Raw genomic sequence first — 19,546 nt, 5'->3', positions numbered from 1 at the left:
CCTGCGCGGCTGAGGATCGACGTCCATGCTGGCGATAATTGCTGCGACACTGGTTCTGACTACGGTGGTTGGTGGGCTGATATCCGCCTTCTGGCTCGAGGCGCGTCATGGTCTCCATGACCCCATGCCGCCGGAAATGTCGGTGCCCAGGCAACTGAACGCCCCGTCCTGGAGCCGGTGGTCCTGACATGGACGCGATCACCGCGACACTCGACCCGAGAACGCGAGCCGGCTGGCTGCTGCTCGGCTTCGCGCTCGGCGGTTTCTTCGACGGCATCGTCCTGCATCAGATCCTGCAATGGCATCATCTTCTCTCGGGCATCGCCGATCCGGTGGGTTCCGACCTGCGCTTCCAGATCATGGCCGACGGCCTCTTCCATCTTTTCATGTATGTGCTCGCCGTCGCCGGCACGGTGCTGCTGGTGGCCGCGAGGGCGGCCGGCGCGCGGCCCGGGACCACCACGGAGATCCTGCGGCTCGCCTTCGCCGGGTTCGGCGTCTGGCATGTCGTCGATGCCGTCGTGTTTCACTGGCTGCTGGGTCTGCACCGGATCAAGATGAACAGCGACTTGCCGCTCGCCTGGGATATTGCGTGGCTGGTCATCTTCGGCATCGTGCCGCTTGTGTTGGTGCTGGTGCTGCCCAACCGCGGCGGACCGGCACGCGGTGCTTCGGCAGCGCTTACCAGCATCGTCCTGCTCGCGGGATTGGCAGCCGGCGGCGGCCCGTTCTTCAACGGTGCCGCCAATTCCATCATCGTCTTTCGGGCCGGGATGGAACCGGCGGCGATGATGCGGGCCGTTGAAGTCGCCGACGCCCATCTCAAATGGGTCGACGCCAGCGGCACCATCTGGGCGGTCGACCGCGTCTCATGGCGCGGGTTGGTATCCCTTCACGCGCGCGGCGCCCTTGTGGTCAGCACGACGCCTGTCATTGCCGGATGCCTCGCCTGGACCGATGCCGCCGGAATGAGCAGTAGCTCCAGCCAGCAGCGAGGCACTCCTGCCAGGCTATGACTTCCGGACAGGGATAGGGGAGTATCAAGCATGCAGTTCGCCACCGAGAGCAGCCACGGCCGGAGCCTGACACCGCGCATCGTCGTGGTCGGCGGAGGCTTTGCCGGTCTGGAGGTTGCCAAGGCGCTCGGCAAGGCGGAAATCGGGGTGACGATCATCGACCGCCACAATCACCACTTGTTCCAGCCCTTGCTCTATCAGGTTGCAACCGCCGCCTTGTCGGCGCCTGACATCGCCGAGCCAATCCGCAAGATCCTGGGCCGCTATCCCTCGGTTCAGGTTCTCTTCGGCGATGTCACCGAGATCGTCACCGAAGCCAGGATACTGGTGCTGGCCGATGGGACCACGGTCCCCTACGACATCCTGGTCTTGGCCACCGGTTCGCAGCCATTCTATTTCGGCCAGGAGAGCTGGGCTCGGGTTTGTCCCGGCTTGAAGACCATCGAGGACGCGCGCACGATCCGGTCACGGCTGCTGCTATCGTTCGAGCACGCGGAACGGACCACCGATCCAGTCGAGCAATCCCGGCTGATGACGATCGCCATTATCGGCGGCGGCCCGACCGGTGTCGAACTGGCGGGCTCGATCGCCGAACTCAGCCGGCACACACTGGCGCGCGACTTCCGCAACATCCGGCCCGAGAAGACAAGGATCATACTGGTAGAAGCCGGCGAGCGTCTGCTCGCCGGATTCGCCCCGGAGCTTTCCAGATATGCACGTCTGCGCCTTGAAAGCCTGGGCGTCGAGGTCGCGCTCGGCAACCGGGTCGAGGCGATCGAAGCGCATCAGATCACCGTCGGCGGCCAGGTGATCCCGGTGGCCTTGACGCTCTGGGCCGCCGGGGTGGCGGCTTCTCCGCTGGTCGCCCAGCTTGGTGTCGGGCTCGACCGCGGCGGTCGGGTGAAGGTCGAATCCCACCTGCAGGTCGTCGGCCATCCCGATGTCTTCGCGCTTGGCGACGTCGCACTGGTCCTCGATGGGAACGGCCAGCCATTGCCGGGTCTTGCCCAGGTCGCCAAGCAGCAGGGCGAGCACCTCGGCAAGGCACTGGCACGCCGGATAGATGCTGGCGATACGCTGCCCGCTTTTGTCTTCAGCAATCGAGGCAACACGGCCATTGTCGGCCGCCACGCTGCCGTGTTCGAATCGGGGAGGCTGAAACTGAAAGGCTGGTTCGCCTGGTCTGCCTGGGCGCTCATCCATGTCTACCTGCTCGTCGGTTTTCGGCACCGCCTTCAGGTCTCGATCCAGTGGCTCTGGCGCTACCTGACCTATGAGCGTGGCGCCCGGCTCATCGCCGAGGAGCGAGTCGAACCGGGTTCGAAATCATCGCCGGGAGCGGCCCCGAGAGAGCCGCTGCCAACCAAGGCAGACGCCGCCCCGGCATTGCACGCCCGCACTGACTAGATTGCCGGGTGCTCAGTTCGGAGACAGTGGCGATGCGGGGGTCAGCTCTGGATTCCGCCACGGCCCGTCGTCCCACGGCAGCCCGAACCTCGATAGTTGAGGCGGGTGGTTCCCAGCTTGTATCCGGTGCCGGCCTGATGGATCCGGATGGCACCAACGACGTTGCGTCCCTATATGAACAAATGAACACAGGCTCCTCGAAACGGGATCTGTTGAACCCCTCCTCTTCAGAGACAGCTCGTCATGACGTCACCTGCGACTGCTGAACAACCCCCGGTCATTCAGACGGGGCTTCCCGCCCTGAGCAACAGCTATGCGCAATTGCCGGAGCGCTTCTTCGCGCAAACAGATCCGAAGCCGGTGTCCGAACCGCGGCTGATCCGGTTCAACCGGCACCTCGCGGAGGAACTCGGGCTCGATGCCGACCAGCTTACCAGCCCGGATGGAGTGGCGATGCTTGCCGGCAACAGATTTCCGGAAGGGTTGCAAGCAATCGCCCTGGCCTATGCGGGCCACCAGTTCGGAAACTTCGTGCCTCAGCTTGGCGACGGGCGCGCCCTGCTGCTTGGCGAAGTGGTGGACGTCAACGGCGTTCGCCGTGACATCCAGCTGAAAGGATCGGGACCAACGCGGTTCTCGCGCAACGGCGACGGCCGCGCCGCACTCGGCCCTGTCCTGCGCGAATATGTCGTCAGCGAAGCGATGGGCGCGCTCGGCATTCCGACGACGCGAAGCCTTGCGGCGGTGCTCACCGGCGACCCGGTCTATCGCGAGGTCCGGCTGCCCGGCGCCGTCCTGACACGGGTGGCGGCAAGCCATATCAGGATCGGCACGTTCCAATATTTCGCCGCGCGCCACGACACCGAGGCGCTCAAGATACTGGCCGACTATGCCATTCAGCGTCACTTCCCACAGCTGGCGGGGGAAGCACGGCCGTACCGGGCTTTGCTGGAGGCCGTTGTCGCCGCACAGGCGGGCCTGGTGGCGCGCTGGATGCTGGTCGGCTTCATCCATGGCGTCATGAACACCGACAATATGTCGATCTCGGGCGAGACGATCGACTATGGCCCATGCGCCTTCATGGACGCTTACGACCCCGGCGCGGTGTTCAGTTCGATAGACCGCGCCGGTCGCTATGCCTATGCCAACCAGCCTCGTGTCGCCACATGGAACCTTGCGCGCTATGCCGAGACCCTGCTGCCGCTCATGAGCACGGACGAGAATGAAGCAGTGTCTGAAGCGGAAGAGGTGCTGAGGTCGTTCCAGGCCTCCTATGAGGCTGTGTTGCAGCGCGGCTTCCGCAGAAAACTCGGACTGCTGACCGAAGCGGAAGGCGACTTGCAGCTCGCTGCCGACTTTCTGGACGTGCTGGCTCACGGCGAAGCGGACTTTACGCTCGGCTTTCGGCGCCTGGGCGATGACCTCGACGCTGCGGACGGCCAAGGCACGGCGCGGCAGTTGTTTAAGGATCCAGGCTCATTCGATGCCTGGTCGGCGCGGTGGCGCCAGCGCATTGCAAGCGAACCAGCCGACACGGCCACGCGCCGGGCAGCCATGCAATCCGTCAATCCCAAATTCATCCCCCGCAATCATCGCATCGAGGCGATGATCCAGGCGGCGTTGGGCGGCGACTTCACACCGTTCGAGGAGATCCTGGCGGTCGTCAGCCGTCCCTTCGATGAGCAGCCGGGAATGGAACGCTATGCTGAGCCGCCACGCCCGGATGAGCGCGTCCTGCAGACATTCTGCGGTACATGAGACATTCGTGATGGTCGCTTAACATGTGCAAATGCGGAAGACCCATTTACAAGCTATCGTCACGGGCACTCTCGTAGGGGCTGAGCTATGACGATCATAGAATTGGCATTCGAATTGCTGGCACGGAAGCTCGTAGACCGTACCGGAATATCAGACGAAGATGCTCGAGACCTTGTCGCAGCCATGGGAGCTGACTGGTCATCGCTCGTGCGAGCAGCGAGGGCGATCAAAGAGGCTTAGGTCTTTTGACGTCGTTTTAGCTGCCATCAGCTGCAGGCAGATCGGACCGGAGGCTGCTGCCGCGATCCAGGCGCGACACCGCGCTCTTCACCGATCATGTCAGCAACGTGGTCAAGCACTGTATTTCGGTCGCCACTGAAGCCCGCTACGCAAGTCGCCGGAGCTCGCAATAAACTGCGATAGCAGCCCAGGCTTAGGATTTATATTGCAGGCCCGCACCACTGGCGGGGCGACGCGGGCGGGCCGCTGCCGTTCCTTGAAATCCGCGTTGGGAGTCAGATTCCGTCGGCACCGAAAAGCACAGGTGCTGACGAAGCAGACGGAACTTCCCCCCACGATCACGGTTTTGAGTCACGATGCCAACCCAAGGAGATGCAGATGTCGAGCAAAATGCCGCCCGTGCCGCCTGAGAACCAGAGCCAGAAGGGTCGAGGAGAAGGGCGACAGGTTAGCCACGATGATGCCCAGCACGGCACTCACGGAGCGCCGGATCCGGAGCGCCAAGGGCAGCAAGCCAACACCAAGGTCAACACCACTCATCAGGGCCGTCAGCAGGATCGGTGATCATGTCCACATCGAAGAAACACCCGAACACGATCCGGCAGGGCGGGCCAGGCGCATCGCACGAGAACGCCAGAAAACCCCTGCAGGTCAACAAACCCCCGGCGGATGAAAACCGTCGATCCAAAAGCCGAGTTTCAGGGGGTGGCGGTGAAAAGGACAGTCATCATTCGCACAATCCAGCCAAGAAGGGTAGCAACAGTTGAACCCACGCCTTGTGAATGATTGTGCTAAAGCGCGCCGCGTGTGCATGTCATTGTCTCACAACCGAGCCATTTTTTGAGTGACATGCATTGGCCGGACCAGGGTGAGGATCGGCGAGTCCAGACGCCCGGAAAAAAACGGAGGCCGTGGGCCCGCACCACTGGCGGAGCGATGCGGGCCCGGCCAAGGGTTACGGCCCTCGACCAGCAGCGAGGGGCTCGCTGCCGCATCCAGAACAAGCCCCGTAATTTCAGGTTCCGCTAATATACAAAAAAGCCGGCCACCTTTCGGCAGCCGGCCAGTTCCAACAGAACAAGGGAACGTGCACTGATGGGGCAGTGCAACGCCCGAAGTGTTTCGAGGCGACGATGTTCCACCGGAAATCCACAGATTCGCCGTTTCGATCTACATTGGCCGGATTGAAAGATCTTTGACGATCTCTCCCAAGTTCTCGCGGAGCCCGGTCCGACGTGTGGCGCCCTGTCTGCGCCTTGGCTCTCTATGCGGCCAGCAAGCTCATCTTTGAAGAATGCCCGCCGCGACTGCCGCGCGCGTCAAACACCGGCGTGCAATTGGTCGAGCGCGCGGCAGACCGGGGACGCGTCAAGTCGAGCGTCGGTCGACGTAGGTGTAGACGCCGGCCCCAATGGCGACCGCGCCGACCGTGATCACGATCGATGGCGCGCCCATCAAACTGGCAAAGACCGCCCAGATGAGGGCGACGATAGCGCCGAGTGTTCCCAGGATCAGTCTCGGCATTGTCTACCCCTCCACGTTCGGGCCGCCTGTGGATGGTCGTCACCCACCGGTCATGCGAAACGCCGCATGAAAGCACAGTGTGGCCCATGAGGTGAAGGGCCGCGCCGGAATACTCCGGTGCGGAAAAGATGATGCCCGCGCCGCCAAAGCCCGGGTGTTCAATAGCCAAATGGCTGGACCGGCGCCTAGCGCCTCAGCGCGTGGACTTCCGCCATGCTTTCGCCGCCCATCGGCAGGGCCATGTCATCATCGAGCAGCCGGGTGATGCGGGCAAAGCCCGTAAACGCCTTCCTGGCTGCTTCGGCCGACATTCTGCCCGACAGGGCCGCGGAGCAGCAATTCACGGCGCATTGATACACAGGCCCACGCCGTCCCAATGGCCATTTCTGCAAAAAGACCATCGCTTCGGCAACGCTATCGACTTCCTCGACGGGGTGTCCCTGCCCGCGCGCAATGCGCACGGGCGTAAAGAAATGCAAGCGGTCCATTTTGTTCTCTCCCTGGTCGGCCGCAGCGCGGACCAACCCTACTAAATTCGCGGATAGCGCGTTTGTTCCGCTTATTGCAAAAAAAATCTGCGCTGGTGGGCTTGGGTTGTCGACGCCCGCTTTTGTCCGGAACGTTAGGCCGGCTGATGCATTTCGCTCTCGTGATTGCCTTGAGGGACACGTTCAAACCATGCGGATAGCCCATGTCGCCCCTTTGCACGAATCGGTGCCACCCCTTCTCTATGGCGGCACCGAGCGCATCGTTTCCTATCTGACCGAAGGGCTGGTCGAACTCGGCCATGAGGTGACGCTGTTCGCCAGCGGCGACAGCCGGACGTCGGCCAGACTGATACCAGGACGTGAACGCGCGCTGCGCCTCGATCCGCGTCCGCTGAAATCGGACACGGCGGCGCATCTTGCGATGCTTGCCGATGTGAGGAACCGAGCCCACGACTTTGATATCATTCATTTTCATCTCAGCCATTTCCTGCATTTCTCGTTCTTCGAGACCATGCCGGACAAGACGGTGACGACGCCTCATGGCCGGCTCGATTATCTCGATCTGGCGCCAGCCTATGAGCGCTTTCCGCGCTTTCCGCTGGTCTCGATCTCACACAGCCAGAAGACCGGGCTTGCGAATGCCAATTGGCTGGCCACCATCCATCACGGGCTGCCGACGGGTCTCTATCAGCCGACCTTCCAGACGGCGGCGGGCGAACCATACCTTGCCTTTCTCGGCCGGCTTTCGCGCGACAAGCGGCCGGACCGGGCCATCGACATCGCCTTGCGGTCGGGCATGAAGCTCAAGCTGGCGGCCAAGATCGGCGACGATGATCGCGCCTATTTCCATGAGACGATCGAGCCCTTGATCGATGGCGACCGCATCGACTATGTCGGCGAGATCGCCGAGGGTGAGAAGACTGAATTCCTCGGCAATGCCGCTGGTCTCCTGTTTCCGATAGACTGGCCCGAGCCGTTCGGCCTTGCCGCGATCGAGGCGATGGCGTGCGGTACGCCAACCATCGGCTGGAACTGCGGTGCGTTGCCGGAAGTCATCGACCATGGCGTCACCGGATTTGTCGTCGATTCTCTCCATGCCGCGGTCGCCGCAGTGCCGGCCTTGCTGCAGCTCGACCGGCGAAAGGTGCGCGCCGTCTTCGAAAGTCGGTTCTCCGCCAACAGGATGGCGCGCGACTATCTCACTGCCTATGCGCGTCTCATCGGCGCCCCGGCTGAATCGAAAGCGTCGTGAACGACGGCGGACGTTCCGAGCCCGAAACAGAGATTTGTGACTGATGACCGAACTTGACGAGCGCAAGCTCGACCCTGCCGTGGCCCTTGCCTCCCTGGACGAAACCGCGCCGCGCGAGCCGCACCGGCTGTTTGCCCTAAAGCAAGGCGACTGTTTTGCCGTGGCCGACGCCTACGGCGATATCAGGGGTGCGGGCGACGGTTTCTTCCGTGACGACACCCGGGTGCTGTCGGAGTTCAGGCTCACCGTCGGCGGCCGGCAGACATCGCTGCTCGGCGCCTCGCTCAGCCAGGACAATGTGCTGTTCACCAGCAATATGACCAATTTGCCGATGCAAAGCGTCGGTGGCCGCGACATCCCGCAGGGCGCCATCCATATCGAGCGCGTCAGGCTGTTGTGGCAGGACCGGCTGTTCGAGCGCATCACCCTTTCCAACTACAGCCAGGAGCATTCGGCAATCCGCGTCTCGCTGCATTTTGCCGCCGATTTCCGGGACATGTTCGAGGTCCGCGGTTCGACCCGGCCGAAGCGCGGAATGGCGCATGCAGCGGAGATCGAGCCTGCCTCGGTGCTGCTGCGCTATGACGGACTGGACGGGCTGGCGCGGGTGTCTGCGATCTCGTTCTCGCAGCCGCCGGACCAGCTGAGCGCCGAGCGCGCGGATTTCCTCATCGCAGTGACCAAGCGCAGCAGCAAGATGCTTTACGTCGAGGTCGGCGCGGAACTGACCGAAACGCCCGACCGCGACCGCTTCCGGGCGGCCGCGGCGCGCGCCCGTTTCGGCATGCGGGCCAAGCGCCGCCATGGCGCGACCGTGCACAGTTCGGGTCGCGTCTTCAACGATTGGGTCGAACGCGCCCGCGCGGATGTCGCCTTGCTGACCACCGAGTTGTCGACCGGCCCCTACCCCTATGCCGGCATCCCCTGGTTTTCGACGGCCTTCGGCCGTGACGGCGTCATCTCGGCGCTGCAGATGCTATGGCTCAACCCCGGCCTGGCGCGCGGCGTGCTTGCCTTCCTCGCCCAGCACCAGGCGACCGAGACATCGCCTTTCAGCGACTCGCAGCCCGGCAAGATCATGCACGAGACGCGCAAGGGCGAGATGGTGGCGCTGCAGGAACTGCCTTTCGGCCGCTACTATGGCGGCGTCGATACCACGCCGCTCTACATCCACCTCGCCTGCGCCTATGCCGAACGCACCGGCGACATGGACTTCATCGCCAGCCTGTGGCCGTCTCTCTGCGCCGCCGCCAAGTGGACGGAAGAGGCGAGCCGCGCAACCGGCTTCGTCACCTATCAGCGCGCTGCCGAATCCGGCCTTGCGAACCAGGGCTGGAAAGACAGCTTCGACTCCGTCTTCCACGCCGACGGGCGCATTCCCAAGGGGCCGATCGCGCTGGTCGAAGTGCAGGGTTATGTCTTCGCCGCCTTCAGGGGCCTTGCCGCTCTCGCCCGCCGCCGGGGCGAGTTCGCGCAGGCCGAGCACTGGGAAAATCGCGCCGAAGAGATGCGGATCGCCGTCGAGCGTGATTTCTGGCTGGACGATCTCGGGTTCTATGCGCTGGCGATCGACGGCGCCGGAGAGCCGTGCAAGGTGCGCACCTCGAATGCCGGACACCTGCTCTATGTCGGCCTGCCCGAACCGGCGCGGGCTAAGATGGTCGCCGACCAGTTGCTTTCGGCCTCCTTCCACTCCGGCTGGGGGGTGCGAACGCTTTCCGACGATGCTGTGCTGTTCAACCCGATGTCGTACCACAATGGTTCCATCTGGCCGCATGACACGGCGATGTGCGGCGCCGGCCTGGCGCGGTTCGGCGAGCGTGACAGCGTGGTGCGGCTGATGAGCGGCACGTTCGAATCCGCCGTGCACTTCAACATGCGGCTGCCGGAACTGTTCTGCGGCTTTACCCGCTCGCCGGGTGAAGCGCCGATCGCCTACCCCGTCGCCTGCCTGCCGCAAGCCTGGTCGGCAGGCTCGGCCTTCATGCTGATGCAAGCGTGCCTCGGTCTGGAAATCGACGGCTGGAACGGCGAAATCCACGTCACTCGACCCCGTTTGCCGATCGGCATCGATACGCTGACGCTCAGGCATCTGGGTGTCGGCGAAAAGAGGGTCGATCTTACCTTCCAGCGCGTCGGCGACCGCGTCGTCGCCTTTCTCGCCGACCGCCATGAAGGGCTGGTTCCGCTGATCGTGCGGACATGATCGGAACGGCTTTCAACGGGAACCGATCCCAGGGTTTGTGCGTTGCAAAAACACAGGTTCTCACGGGCGATCGTCGGCTGCGAACACTCAAAATCGAACCATGAAGAAAAAGGCCCTGACGGCCAAAATTGAGTTGGAATTGGAATGACTGATTATGGCATGGCCCTGCTCTGGGTCTTGATCCTTGCAAGCCTTGGCCTTTCGATTCTAGCCGTTCTGTTATCGATCTCCAGGCAACGTCGTAGCCATAGCTTGACGGTTGCATCGACTGCCGGCGAGGACGTCGCATCGGAAGCGACGCGCAAGGTCTTGCGGGAGTTCGAGAAGAACGGACAATCTCCCGACGCGGCGCTGGTGAACTGGTCGCCCGACACCTTGCGCAAGATACTTGCCGACGACCTGCCGGACGCGCAGGTCATCGTCGTCTCGAACCGAGAACCCTATATCCACAACATCAAGGACGACGGCGTCGAGCTTCTGGTGCCGGCCAGCGGCCTGGTGTCGGCGCTTGAGCCTATCACCCGCGCCTGCAGCGGCACCTGGATCGCCTATGGTGGCGGATCAGCGGATCGTCTGACGGTCGACAGCAACGATCGGGTTCAGGTGCCGCCGGACAATCCGTCCTACACGCTGCGCCGCGTGTGGCTGAGCGACGACGAATATCAGGGCTATTATCTCGGCTTTGCCAATGAAGGGCTTTGGCCGCTCTGCCACATCGCCTTCACCCGGCCGGTCTTTCGTGCCTCTGACTGGGAGGCCTATGAGGCCGTCAACCGCAAATTCGCCGATACGGTGGTTGCCGAGGCTCGCAATGAGCGGCCGATCGTGCTGGTTCAGGATTACCATTTCGCGCTCCTGCCGCGCATGATCCGCGAGCGCCTGCCGGAGGCGATCATCATCACCTTCTGGCACATCCCGTGGCCGAACTCCGAAGTGTTCAGCATCTGCCCATGGCGCGAACGCGTTCTTGATGGACTGCTCGGGAGCTCGATCATCGGCTTTCACACCCAGTTTCATGCCAATAATTTCACTGAAAGCGTAGACCGGTTCCTGGAAAGCCGCATCGAGCGCGCCGACGCCGCGATCTCGTATGGCGGGCGGGCGACCCTGGTGCACGCCTATCCCATCTCCATCGAATGGCCGGCCGAACTCCTGGCCAAACTGCCACCGGTCGAGGAAAGCCGCGCCCGCCTGCGTGAGCGGTTCGGCCTGTCGGCGGACGTCAAGCTGTGCGTCGGCGTCGAGCGCCTGGACTACACCAAAGGCATCCTCGACCGCTTCCATGCGCTGGACGAATTGTTTACGCGCCACCCCGAGTGGATCGGCAAGGTAGTGTTCCTGCAGATTGCTGCCCCAAGCCGCGGCACGCTGCCGGCCTACCAGCAATTGCACGATGAATGCCTGCGTTATGCCAACGAACTCAACCAGCGCTACGGTCATGACGGCTACAAGCCCATGGTCATGGTGGCTGAGCACCATTCGCAGCAACAGGTCTATGAGATCTATCGCGCCGCCGACATCTGCATGGTCACCAGCCTGCATGACGGCATGAACCTCGTAGCCAAGGAATTCGTCGCCGCGCGTGACGACGAACAGGGCGTGCTGTTGCTCAGCACATTTGCCGGCGCGTCGCGCGAACTGCTGGAAGCACTGATCGTCAATCCTTACGACGCGGCGATGATGGGCCAGGTGCTGCTGCAGGCGCTGACCATGTCACCGGACGAACAGCGCGAGCGCATGCGCCCGATGCGGGAAATAGTGCGCGACAACAATGTCTTTCGCTGGGCCGGCAGCATGCTGCTCGATGCGGCGCGCCTACGCAAACGCGGCGACCTCGAAAGAGCGACAAGTGTCGCCGAGCGGCCCGCAAACACCGACACCAACATCGTCTCGCTGTTCGACCGCATGCGGAAGGTGGCGTCATGAATAGCCTGTCGAAAGCACCGGGCCTGCCAGCCGCACCCGACCTGCCGGAAGGACAATGGGCGCTTTTCCTCGACATCGACGGCACGTTGCTGGAGCACGCCGCGCACCCCGACGCCGTGTCCGTGAGCGACGAACTGCGCAACCTCCTAGGCGCCGTCGACAAACGGCTGGACGGCGCCGTCGCCTTTATCACCGGCCGCTCGGTCGAGGGCGCCGACCGCCTGTTTCATCCGTTGAAGCTGCGTGTTGCCGGTCTCTATGGGCTGGAACACCGGCTGACGCCGGACGGCGCGGTCGTTACCGCGGATGCTCCCGCCGATATCGCTGCCCTTGCCGACGCCATCGAGGCCGAACTCGATGACGGCCTTGTTCATATCGAGCGCAAGGGTCCGATCCTCGCCATCCATACGCGTGCGGCGCCGCATCTGCTGGCCAGGGCAACGCATCTTGTCGAACAGGCTTTGACCGAGCTTCCCAAGGGCTATCGGGTTATCCCGGGCAATGCCGGCGTCGAACTCATGCCGCTCGAAGCGGCCAAGGGCGCTGCCGTGCGGCGTTTCATGGCAATCCCGCCCTTTGCCGGACGCCGGCCGGTCTTTCTCGGCGACGACACCGCCGACGAAAACGGTTTCGAGGCGATCAACGAGGCCGGCGGCATCTCGATCCGGGTCAAGCCGCGTGGGCCGACCGTGGCCCAATACAGGCTCGATGATGTCACCTGCGCGATAGCTTGGCTTGCCGCCAATTTCGACGCATCACCGGCCCTCAACCGCAAAGCGTCCTGATCCCTGCCGTCTGCGGGTCGAATCAAGATCGCCGCGATTGCGCCGACCTTCGCCAAAAGCCGATCGATAAGCGCTGTTCTCATTGAATATCTTTAAGGCCAAAGCCGGCAAATGGATTGCTTGCCGGTTCCCCTGCGTCAGGCATAACCTGCGCAGTCGACGCGTGAGGGCGCGTGCGGCATCAAGGGGAGGACATCGCAGTGACCATACAAGGCGCATCACCTGATCTATACAATGAGGATCTGGCTCCGGCCAAAGTCCGAAACTGGGGGCCGTTCTCGATCTTCAACGTCTGGACGTCGGACGTCCACAGCCTCTGGGGCTATTATCTCGCCGCAAGCCTGTTCCTGTTTTGCGGCGGCTTCGTCAATTTCATCATCGCCATCGGCATCGGTTCGCTGATCATCTACGCGCTGATGAACATGGTCGGCTATGCCGGCGTGAAGACCGGCGTGCCCTACCCCGTGCTGGCGCGCGCGTCCTTCGGCATCTGGGGCGCCAACATTCCGGCCCTGGTGCGCGCCATCGTCGCCTGCTTCTGGTACGGCGCGCAGACGGCGGCGGCATCGGGCGCGATCGTGGCGTTGCTGATCCGCTCGCAATGGTTCGCCGATTTCAACGCCAACACGCATTTCCTCGGCCACACGGGTCTGGAAGTGATCTGTTTTGTGGTCATCTGGGCACTGCAATTGCTGATCATCCAGAACGGCATGGAAACGGTGCGCCGCTTCCAGGATTGGGCCGGACCGGCGGTGTGGGTGATGATGTTGATCCTGGCGATCTATCTCTGTGTAAAATCCGGGAGATTTGCCTTCACCAGCGACATCCCGATGGATGTGCTGCTCGACAAGACAAAGGATGCCGGCGTACCCGGAACCCCTGGCTCCTGGACGTCGCTGTTTGCGGTGGCGGCGATCTGGGTCACCTATTTCTCAGCGCTCTATCTCAATTTCTGCGATTTCGCCCGCTATGCCCCAGACAAGGCATCGCTGCGCAAGGGCAACATCTGGGGCCTGCCGATCAATCTCATCCTGTTCTCGCTGGTCGCCGGCGTGACCACCATCGCTGCCTTCGACGTGTATGGCGAAGTGCTTCTGCATCCCGACCAGATCTCGGCGAAATTCGACAGCTGGTTCCTGGCAGCGCTTGCAGCCCTGACTTTTGCCGTGGCGACGCTCGGCATCAATGTGGTGGCAAACTTCGTCTCGCCGGCCTTCGACTTCTCCAATGTCTTTCCCCGGCAGATCGACTTCAAGAAGGGCGGCTATATCGCAGCTGTTATCGCGCTGGTGCTCTATCCCTTCGCGCCGTGGGAAGGCAGTGCCGCATCTTTCGTCAACGTCATCGGCGCGACGATGGGGCCGATCTTCGGGGTGATGATGGTCGACTACTATCTGATCCGGAAGGGCGAGGTCGACGTCGAGGCACTGTACCGCGAAGATGGCGAGTTCCGCTTCCAGGGCGGCTGGCACGTCAACGCCTTCATAGCAGCCGGCATCGGCGCCATCTTCTCCTCGGTCCTGCCGAACTTCACCAATTTGCTGCCGGCATGGTGGGGCGTTTATGGCTGGTTTTTCGGCGTCGGCATTGCAGGGGTCATCTACTACGTCCTTCGCACCGCCGCCCTTGGCGCAGGGGCCAGGACGGCGAAGGCGTGAAATTGAGGGATAGGGAGTAGTCAGTAGTCAGTAGTCAGTAGTCAGTAGTCAGTAGGGAATAATACCCCTACTCCCTACTCCCTACTCCCTACTCCCTACTCCACCATCTCAGCCAACCTCCGCACCGTGTTCCAGTTGCGTGCGGTGCCGATGCCCATGCGCTTGTGGTTCATGGCAGCGAGCAGCCGCGAGCTTGGCCGCTGGCGCGAAAAGACGACCCAGATGTCGCCGTCGACCGAAGCCACCCTCTCGTCCTCGGCGGCATAGGCCTGGAGCGCGGCCACACCATCCGCTGGCGCTGGCTCGCGCATCACCCGCACGGCCACCTGATCGCCTGCCTCGGCAAAGTCGGCCGGGAATGGGTTGCCGGCGGCAAGTTTCAGCCAATCCTCGGCAGTGCGCACGATGATGACGACATTGCGGCCGAAGGTTTTTTCGAAGGCCGTTTCCAACTGCTGTTCCAGCTTGGCGATACCAGTCGCCCGTGTCTCGAAGACCAGATTGCCGGTCGCCACCAGGGTGCGCGGGTTCTTCAGCCCAAGCTGTTCAGCCATCGCCTTGAGGTCGGCCATGACGACCCGGCGGCCTTCGCCGAGGATAATGCTGTAGAGCAGCGCAACATAGGTTTGCATGGCAACGCGGCCTGCTTATACCAGCCGCGACTGGTCCACCGCGGCCGAGATGAAGCTGGCGAACAGGGGATGCGGCTCCAGCGGCCGGCTCTTCAGCTCCGGGTGATACTGGACGCCGATAAACCAGGGATGGTCGGGATATTCGACGGTTTCCGGCAGCACACCGTCGGGCGACATGCCGGCAAACACCAGGCCGCAATCTTCTAGCCGCTCCTTGTAGTCGATATTGACCTCGTAGCGGTGGCGATGGCGCTCGGAAATCTGGGTGTCGCCATAGATGTCGGCGATCTTCGAACCCTTGGCGAGTTCAGCCTGATAGGCGCCAAGCCGCATGGTGCCGCCGAGATCGCCCGTTTCGCGGCGCTTCTCCAGCATGTTGCCTTTCAGCCATTCGGTCATCAGGCCGACGACCGGCTCGTCGGTCGGACCGAATTCGGTCGACGAGGCGTGTTCGACGCCGGCCAGCGAGCGCGCTGCCTCGATGCAGGCCATCTGCATGCCGAAGCAGATGCCGAAATACGGCACCTTGCGCTCGCGGGCGAATTTCGCCGCCAGGATCTTGCCTTCCGAGCCGCGCTCGCCGAAGCCGCCGGGCACCAGGATGCCATGCACCTTTTCCAGCCACGGCGTCGGGTCTTCCTTCTCGAAAATCTCGCTCTCGATCCAGTCGAGCTTGACCTTGACGCGGTTGGCCATGCCGCCATGCGACAAAGCCTCGATCAGCGATTTGTAGGCATCCTTGAGGCCGGTGTATTTGCCGACAATGGCGATCGTTACCTCGCCTTCCGGATTGTGGATGCGGTTGGACACGGCCTGCCAGGGCTCCATGCGCGGCTTCGGCGCCGGATCGATACCGAAGGCGGCCAGCACTTCCGAATCGAGCCCTTCCTTGTGGTAAGCCATCGGCACGTCATAGATGTGGGGCACGTCGAGCGCCTGGATGACGGCGCTCTCGCGCACATTGCAGAACAGCGACAGTTTTCTGCGCTCTTCCTTGGGGATAGCGCGGTCGGCGCGGACCAGCAGGATATCGGGCGCAATGCCGATGCCGCGCAGTTCCTTGACCGAATGCTGGGTCGGCTTGGTCTTCAACTCGCCGGCCGTCGGGATGTAAGGCATCAAGGTCAGGTGGACATAGACGGCGTTGTTGCGCGGCAGATCGTTGCCGAGCTGGCGGATCGCCTCGAGGAACGGCATCGCCTCGATATCGCCGACCGTGCCGCCGATCTCGCACAGCACGAAATCATAGTCGTCATTGCCGTCGAGCACGAAATTCTTGATCTCGTCGGTGACGTGCGGAATGACCTGCACGGTGGCGCCGAGATAGTCGCCGCGCCGTTCGCGTTCGATGATGTTCTTGTAGATGCGGCCGGTGGTGATGTTGTCCTGCTGGTTGGCCGAGCGGCCGGTGAAGCGCTCGTAATGGCCAAGATCGAGATCGGTCTCGGCGCCGTCATCGGTGACGAAAACCTCGCCATGCTGGTAAGGCGACATCGTTCCGGGATCGACATTGAGATAGGGATCGAGCTTTTTGATGCGTGCGCGATAGCCTCGCGCCTGCAAGAGAGCCCCAAGGGCCGCTGCAGCGATGCCTTTTCCAAGTGAGGAAACCACGCCGCCTGTGATGAATACATATCGCGCCATGGGAGTCATCGCTTAACGCGGCCGAATTGATTCCGCCAGAGAAAAAACCGCCGCTGAGGCTTTTTCCAGAGAAGGCGCGATAGTCCCGAGGTTCGAGACTGGTGTTTTGGTCAAAACAAAAGGGCCGGCAAAAGCCGGCCCTTCGGCAGGTTTGTGAAAACGTCAGATGATGACGACCTTGGTGCCGACCCTGACGCGGCTATAGAGGTCCATGACGTGCTCGTTGATCATGCGGAAGCAGCCATTGGAAGCACTGGTTCCGATCGACTGCGGCGCGATGGTGCCGTGGATGCGCAGATGCGTGTCCTTCTTGCCGTCGTAGAGATAGATGGCGCGGGCGCCGAGCGGGTTCTGGCCGCCGCCGGGCATGCCGTCCTTGTACTGGCCATAATGCTTGGGTTCGCGCTTCTGCATGTCGAGCGTCGGGATCCAGCGCGGCCATTCCTGCTTGTCGCCAACGGCAACCTTGCCCTTGAACTGCAGGCCTTCGCGGCCGACCGCGATCGCATAGCGGCGGGCGGTGAAAGCCGATTCGACGAGGTAGAGGCGGCGCGCGCTGGTATCGATGACGATCGTACCCGGCTCGTAGCCGCTGAATTCGACGTCCTGCGGCACGAATTCCGGCTTCACCTTGAACTGTTTCTTGGCTTGCCGCTTGGCGAGAGCCTGGTCGAGCGCGCGCGTCTCGGGGAGATAGGCAATCGACGAGGCAGAGGACGTGCCGCCGAACAGGCCGGCGAACAGTCCGCCACTCGTCGGCTTCTGGCCCGGGGCCTCGCTGCGCAATTCGCCATTGTTGCCGGTCAGCGCGATATTCATCGCTTCGGCCGGAAGCGGTTCGGCCGATTCGATCGGCTCGACCGGCGCGATCGGGTCAACCGGAGCGATGATCTTGGTGGTCTTCTTGCCTGGCTTGGCGTCGGCAACTACCACCGGCTTGCCCTTGCTTGCCAGGAACGCCTGGCGCTGGGCATCGGCCCTGGCTTTCGCCGCATCGCGCATCGCCAGCTTGCGGGCCTCGAGCGCCTTGACGCGGGCGAGATCCCTCTCGGCGGCGATCTTGTCTTCGAGCTTGCTGATCTGAGCCAGATCATCCGGGCTCGGGTTTTTCTTCTTCTTGAGAAGCTTCAGCTGCGTCGCATCGCTCTTGGCGGCGACGTTGATGACAGCGGTTTTGCCAACCGCCTGCGGTGAGGTCATTGCCGGAGTGCCGGCGAAGACCGCGGAGCTCATGCCGAATACGGCACAAAACCCCATGAAAATGAAGCTGCGAAGCTGCATGGCGAAGATCCGATCGTTCAATGCTTGTTGCCCACGGCGTCGCCCGGCGCCCCCCAAGGGCGCAGAAAGTGCCGCCGGCAATCTATAATCGAAGTGGCGTACGGGCCTCAAGCACGGGGTGCGGTCGAATCTTCGTGATCGTGTGCCATTTGCCGCGACTGTGTTGAAACAACAACAGATCGCGGCATCTGACGCTACCGACTACTGGTTCGGAACCTGCGGTGTCACCGGCAAGGTAACGCCATTGGTAGCCGGCGGCGTAGCCGAATCGGTTGCAGGTGGCGTCGCCGGAGATGGAGCCGTCGCCGGGGCCGTGGTGGCGGGCGGCGTGGTGGCGGCGCCGTTGGCCGCGGGCGCGGCCGGTGCGGTGTTGCCCGAAGGCGGCGTCGGCGCCGTCGTGCCGGGCAACTGATTGAGCACGCCGTTGCCGCTGTCGGCCGGCACGCGGTCGAGAATGTCGATCGGTTTTTCGCCATAGCGGGCAACGATCGAGAGTGTCAGCGACGTCACGAAGAAGGCCGCGGCCAGGATCGCCGTCGCCCGCGTCAGCGCATTGGCGGCGCCACGCGCGGTCATGAAACCGGAACCGCCGCCAATGCCGAGACCACCGCCTTCGGAGCGTTGCAGCAGCACCACGCCGACAAGGGCGAGCACGACCATGAGGTGGATGACGATCAGTACGGTTTCCATATTTTATCCTGGCAAGCCCTGCCGCTCCCTGGCGATCAGGGCCGGTGATTTGGAGGCGGCTCCATACAATGCTTTAACGGCATTTCCAAGCCCGTGGCCGGAATATGGGAAGCAATGCGCCCTTTGCAACGATTTCCGCCGAACTGCTGCGTTCATAAGTCTATGACCGAACTGGTCGGCAACGAAATTCCGGGGCCTACGAGATATTCTGGTATGCCTCGGCGATGGCGAGAAAGTCGGACGCCTTCAGGCTGGCGCCGCCAACCAGCGCGCCATCGACGTTTTTGACGCCTAGCAGTTCGACAGCGTTGGACGCCTTGACCGAGCCGCCATAGAGGATGCGCATCTTGCCGGCCACGGCTGCGCCGAGCGCTTCCGCCAGTTTTTGGCGGATATGCGCGTGCGCCTCCGCCACGTCTTCGGCGGTCGGCGTCAGGCCGGTGCCGATAGCCCATACCGGCTCGTAGGCGATAACGGTGTTGGCGGGCGTTGCGCTCGGTGGCACCGAGCCGGCGACCTGGCGCGATAACACGTCGAGTGCTGTGCCCGCTTCGCGCTCGGCCTTGGTCTCGCCGATGCAGATGATGGCGACGAGCCCTGCCCGCCACGCCGCCGAGGCCTTGGCGAGGACGATGGCATCGTCCTCGCTGCGCTGTTCGCGGCACTCGGAATGGCCGACAATGACGTGGCTGGCGCCCGCATCCTTCAGCATCTCGGCTGAGACACAGCCGGTGAAGGCGCCGCTTTCCTTGATGTGGCAGTCCTCGCCACCGGCCCGCACCGGCGTGCGCGACAGGATTTCGACGGCGCGCGACAGCAAGGTCGCCGGCACGCAGACCAATGCTTCGGTCTCTGCGTCGAGCCCGCTCATGAAGCCGTTGCCGATCATCCTGAGCTCGTTCAGCGAAGCGCTGGTGCCGTTCATTTTCCAGTTGCCGGCAACGAGCGGTCGAATTCCTGGCGTCATGGGGATCTGGTTCTCCGGGCGACATTGGGGTCTCGCCCTCCCTATCAAAATCAGGCCACAAAGCAATCGACA

At 62.9% G+C, this 19,546-nt stretch carries 17 protein-coding genes; 10 read left to right on the top strand and 7 right to left on the bottom strand.

Annotation, left to right across the window (positions count from 1 at the left end; genetic code table 11):
* The first annotated feature begins 188 nt into the window (after window positions 1-188).
* The 5 genes from AC3EML_RS20295 (at window position 189) to AC3EML_RS20275 (ending at window position 5,188) form a co-directional block, all read left to right on the top strand.
* Window positions 189-1,016 carry a DUF2243 domain-containing protein gene (locus AC3EML_RS20295; protein WP_352520321.1) on the top strand — a complete coding sequence of 276 codons (828 nt, stop codon included), beginning with the start codon at window positions 189-191 and terminating at the stop codon, window positions 1,014-1,016.
* Window positions 1,017-1,046: 30 nt separating this feature from the next.
* Entirely contained in the window at window positions 1,047-2,423 is a 1,377-nt protein-coding gene (locus AC3EML_RS20290) for an NAD(P)/FAD-dependent oxidoreductase (protein ID WP_352520320.1), read from the top strand.
* Window positions 2,424-2,666: 243 nt separating this feature from the next.
* Window positions 2,667-4,181, top strand: coding sequence for a protein adenylyltransferase SelO (locus AC3EML_RS20285; protein WP_352520319.1), 1,515 nt, complete (start codon window positions 2,667-2,669; stop codon window positions 4,179-4,181).
* 618 nt (window positions 4,182-4,799) lie between these two features.
* Window positions 4,800-4,985: a hypothetical protein gene (locus tag AC3EML_RS20280; protein WP_023688550.1), complete on the top strand. Its 186-nt coding sequence runs from the start codon at window positions 4,800-4,802 to the stop codon at window positions 4,983-4,985.
* 2 nt (window positions 4,986-4,987) lie between these two features.
* On the top strand, window positions 4,988-5,188 hold the full coding sequence (locus AC3EML_RS20275) for a hypothetical protein (protein ID WP_084566774.1): 201 nt from the start codon (window positions 4,988-4,990) through the stop codon (window positions 5,186-5,188).
* Between the two features lie 601 nt (window positions 5,189-5,789).
* Here AC3EML_RS20275 and AC3EML_RS20270 read toward each other — a convergent pair.
* Window positions 5,790-5,945 carry a hypothetical protein gene (locus AC3EML_RS20270; RefSeq protein ID WP_352520318.1) on the bottom strand — a complete coding sequence of 52 codons (156 nt, stop codon included), beginning with the start codon at window positions 5,943-5,945 and terminating at the stop codon, window positions 5,790-5,792.
* A 185-nt stretch (window positions 5,946-6,130) separates the two neighbouring features.
* Window positions 6,131-6,433, bottom strand: a complete 303-nt coding sequence (locus tag AC3EML_RS20265) for a DUF982 domain-containing protein (RefSeq protein WP_023688551.1) — start codon at window positions 6,431-6,433, stop codon at window positions 6,131-6,133.
* Between the two features lie 190 nt (window positions 6,434-6,623).
* Here AC3EML_RS20265 and AC3EML_RS20260 point away from each other — a divergent pair, with 190 nt between their 5' ends.
* The 5 genes from AC3EML_RS20260 to AC3EML_RS20240 all read left to right on the top strand — a co-directional run bounded on the left by AC3EML_RS20260 (window position 6,624) and on the right by AC3EML_RS20240 (window position 14,260).
* Window positions 6,624-7,685 carry a glycosyltransferase family 4 protein gene (locus AC3EML_RS20260; RefSeq protein ID WP_023688552.1) on the top strand — a complete coding sequence of 354 codons (1,062 nt, stop codon included), beginning with the start codon at window positions 6,624-6,626 and terminating at the stop codon, window positions 7,683-7,685.
* A gap of 43 nt (window positions 7,686-7,728) precedes the next feature.
* Window positions 7,729-9,891, top strand: a complete 2,163-nt coding sequence (locus tag AC3EML_RS20255; protein WP_023688553.1) for an amylo-alpha-1,6-glucosidase — start codon at window positions 7,729-7,731, stop codon at window positions 9,889-9,891.
* 144 nt (window positions 9,892-10,035) lie between these two features.
* A complete protein-coding gene (locus tag AC3EML_RS20250) occupies window positions 10,036-11,817 on the top strand; it encodes an alpha,alpha-trehalose-phosphate synthase (UDP-forming) (RefSeq protein ID WP_352520317.1) in 1,782 nt (593 codons plus the stop codon).
* A complete protein-coding gene (gene otsB / locus AC3EML_RS20245) occupies window positions 11,814-12,602 on the top strand; it encodes a trehalose-phosphatase (protein WP_352520316.1) in 789 nt (262 codons plus the stop codon). Before AC3EML_RS20250 ends, otsB begins: the two co-directional genes overlap by 4 nt.
* 200 nt (window positions 12,603-12,802) lie before the next feature.
* Entirely contained in the window at window positions 12,803-14,260 is a 1,458-nt protein-coding gene (locus AC3EML_RS20240; protein ID WP_023688556.1) for an NCS1 family nucleobase:cation symporter-1, read from the top strand.
* Window positions 14,261-14,355: 95 nt separating this feature from the next.
* On the opposite strand, the gene AC3EML_RS20235 is transcribed toward AC3EML_RS20240, so the two are convergent.
* The 5 genes from AC3EML_RS20235 to tpiA form a co-directional block, all read right to left on the bottom strand.
* Window positions 14,356-14,892 carry a DUF1697 domain-containing protein gene (locus AC3EML_RS20235; protein ID WP_488505301.1) on the bottom strand — a complete coding sequence of 179 codons (537 nt, stop codon included), beginning with the start codon at window positions 14,890-14,892 and terminating at the stop codon, window positions 14,356-14,358.
* Window positions 14,893-14,907: 15 nt separating this feature from the next.
* Window positions 14,908-16,545, bottom strand: a complete 1,638-nt coding sequence (gene pyrG / locus AC3EML_RS20230; protein ID WP_081725397.1) for a CTP synthase — start codon at window positions 16,543-16,545, stop codon at window positions 14,908-14,910.
* Window positions 16,546-16,698: 153 nt separating this feature from the next.
* On the bottom strand, window positions 16,699-17,817 hold the full coding sequence (locus AC3EML_RS20225; protein ID WP_352444201.1) for a L,D-transpeptidase: 1,119 nt from the start codon (window positions 17,815-17,817) through the stop codon (window positions 16,699-16,701).
* A gap of 201 nt (window positions 17,818-18,018) precedes the next feature.
* Window positions 18,019-18,507 (bottom strand): preprotein translocase subunit SecG, encoded by a 489-nt coding sequence (secG, locus tag AC3EML_RS20220; RefSeq protein ID WP_023693455.1) that lies wholly within the window; start codon window positions 18,505-18,507, stop codon window positions 18,019-18,021.
* A gap of 196 nt (window positions 18,508-18,703) precedes the next feature.
* Window positions 18,704-19,474, bottom strand: a complete 771-nt coding sequence (gene tpiA, locus AC3EML_RS20215) for a triose-phosphate isomerase (RefSeq protein ID WP_023688559.1) — start codon at window positions 19,472-19,474, stop codon at window positions 18,704-18,706.
* Window positions 19,475-19,546 lie beyond the last annotated feature (72 nt).

The organism is Mesorhizobium sp. P170090 (assembly GCF_057786115.1).
Note: the sequence above shows the minus strand (reverse complement) of the source record. Positions and strands in the feature narration are given on the sequence as shown.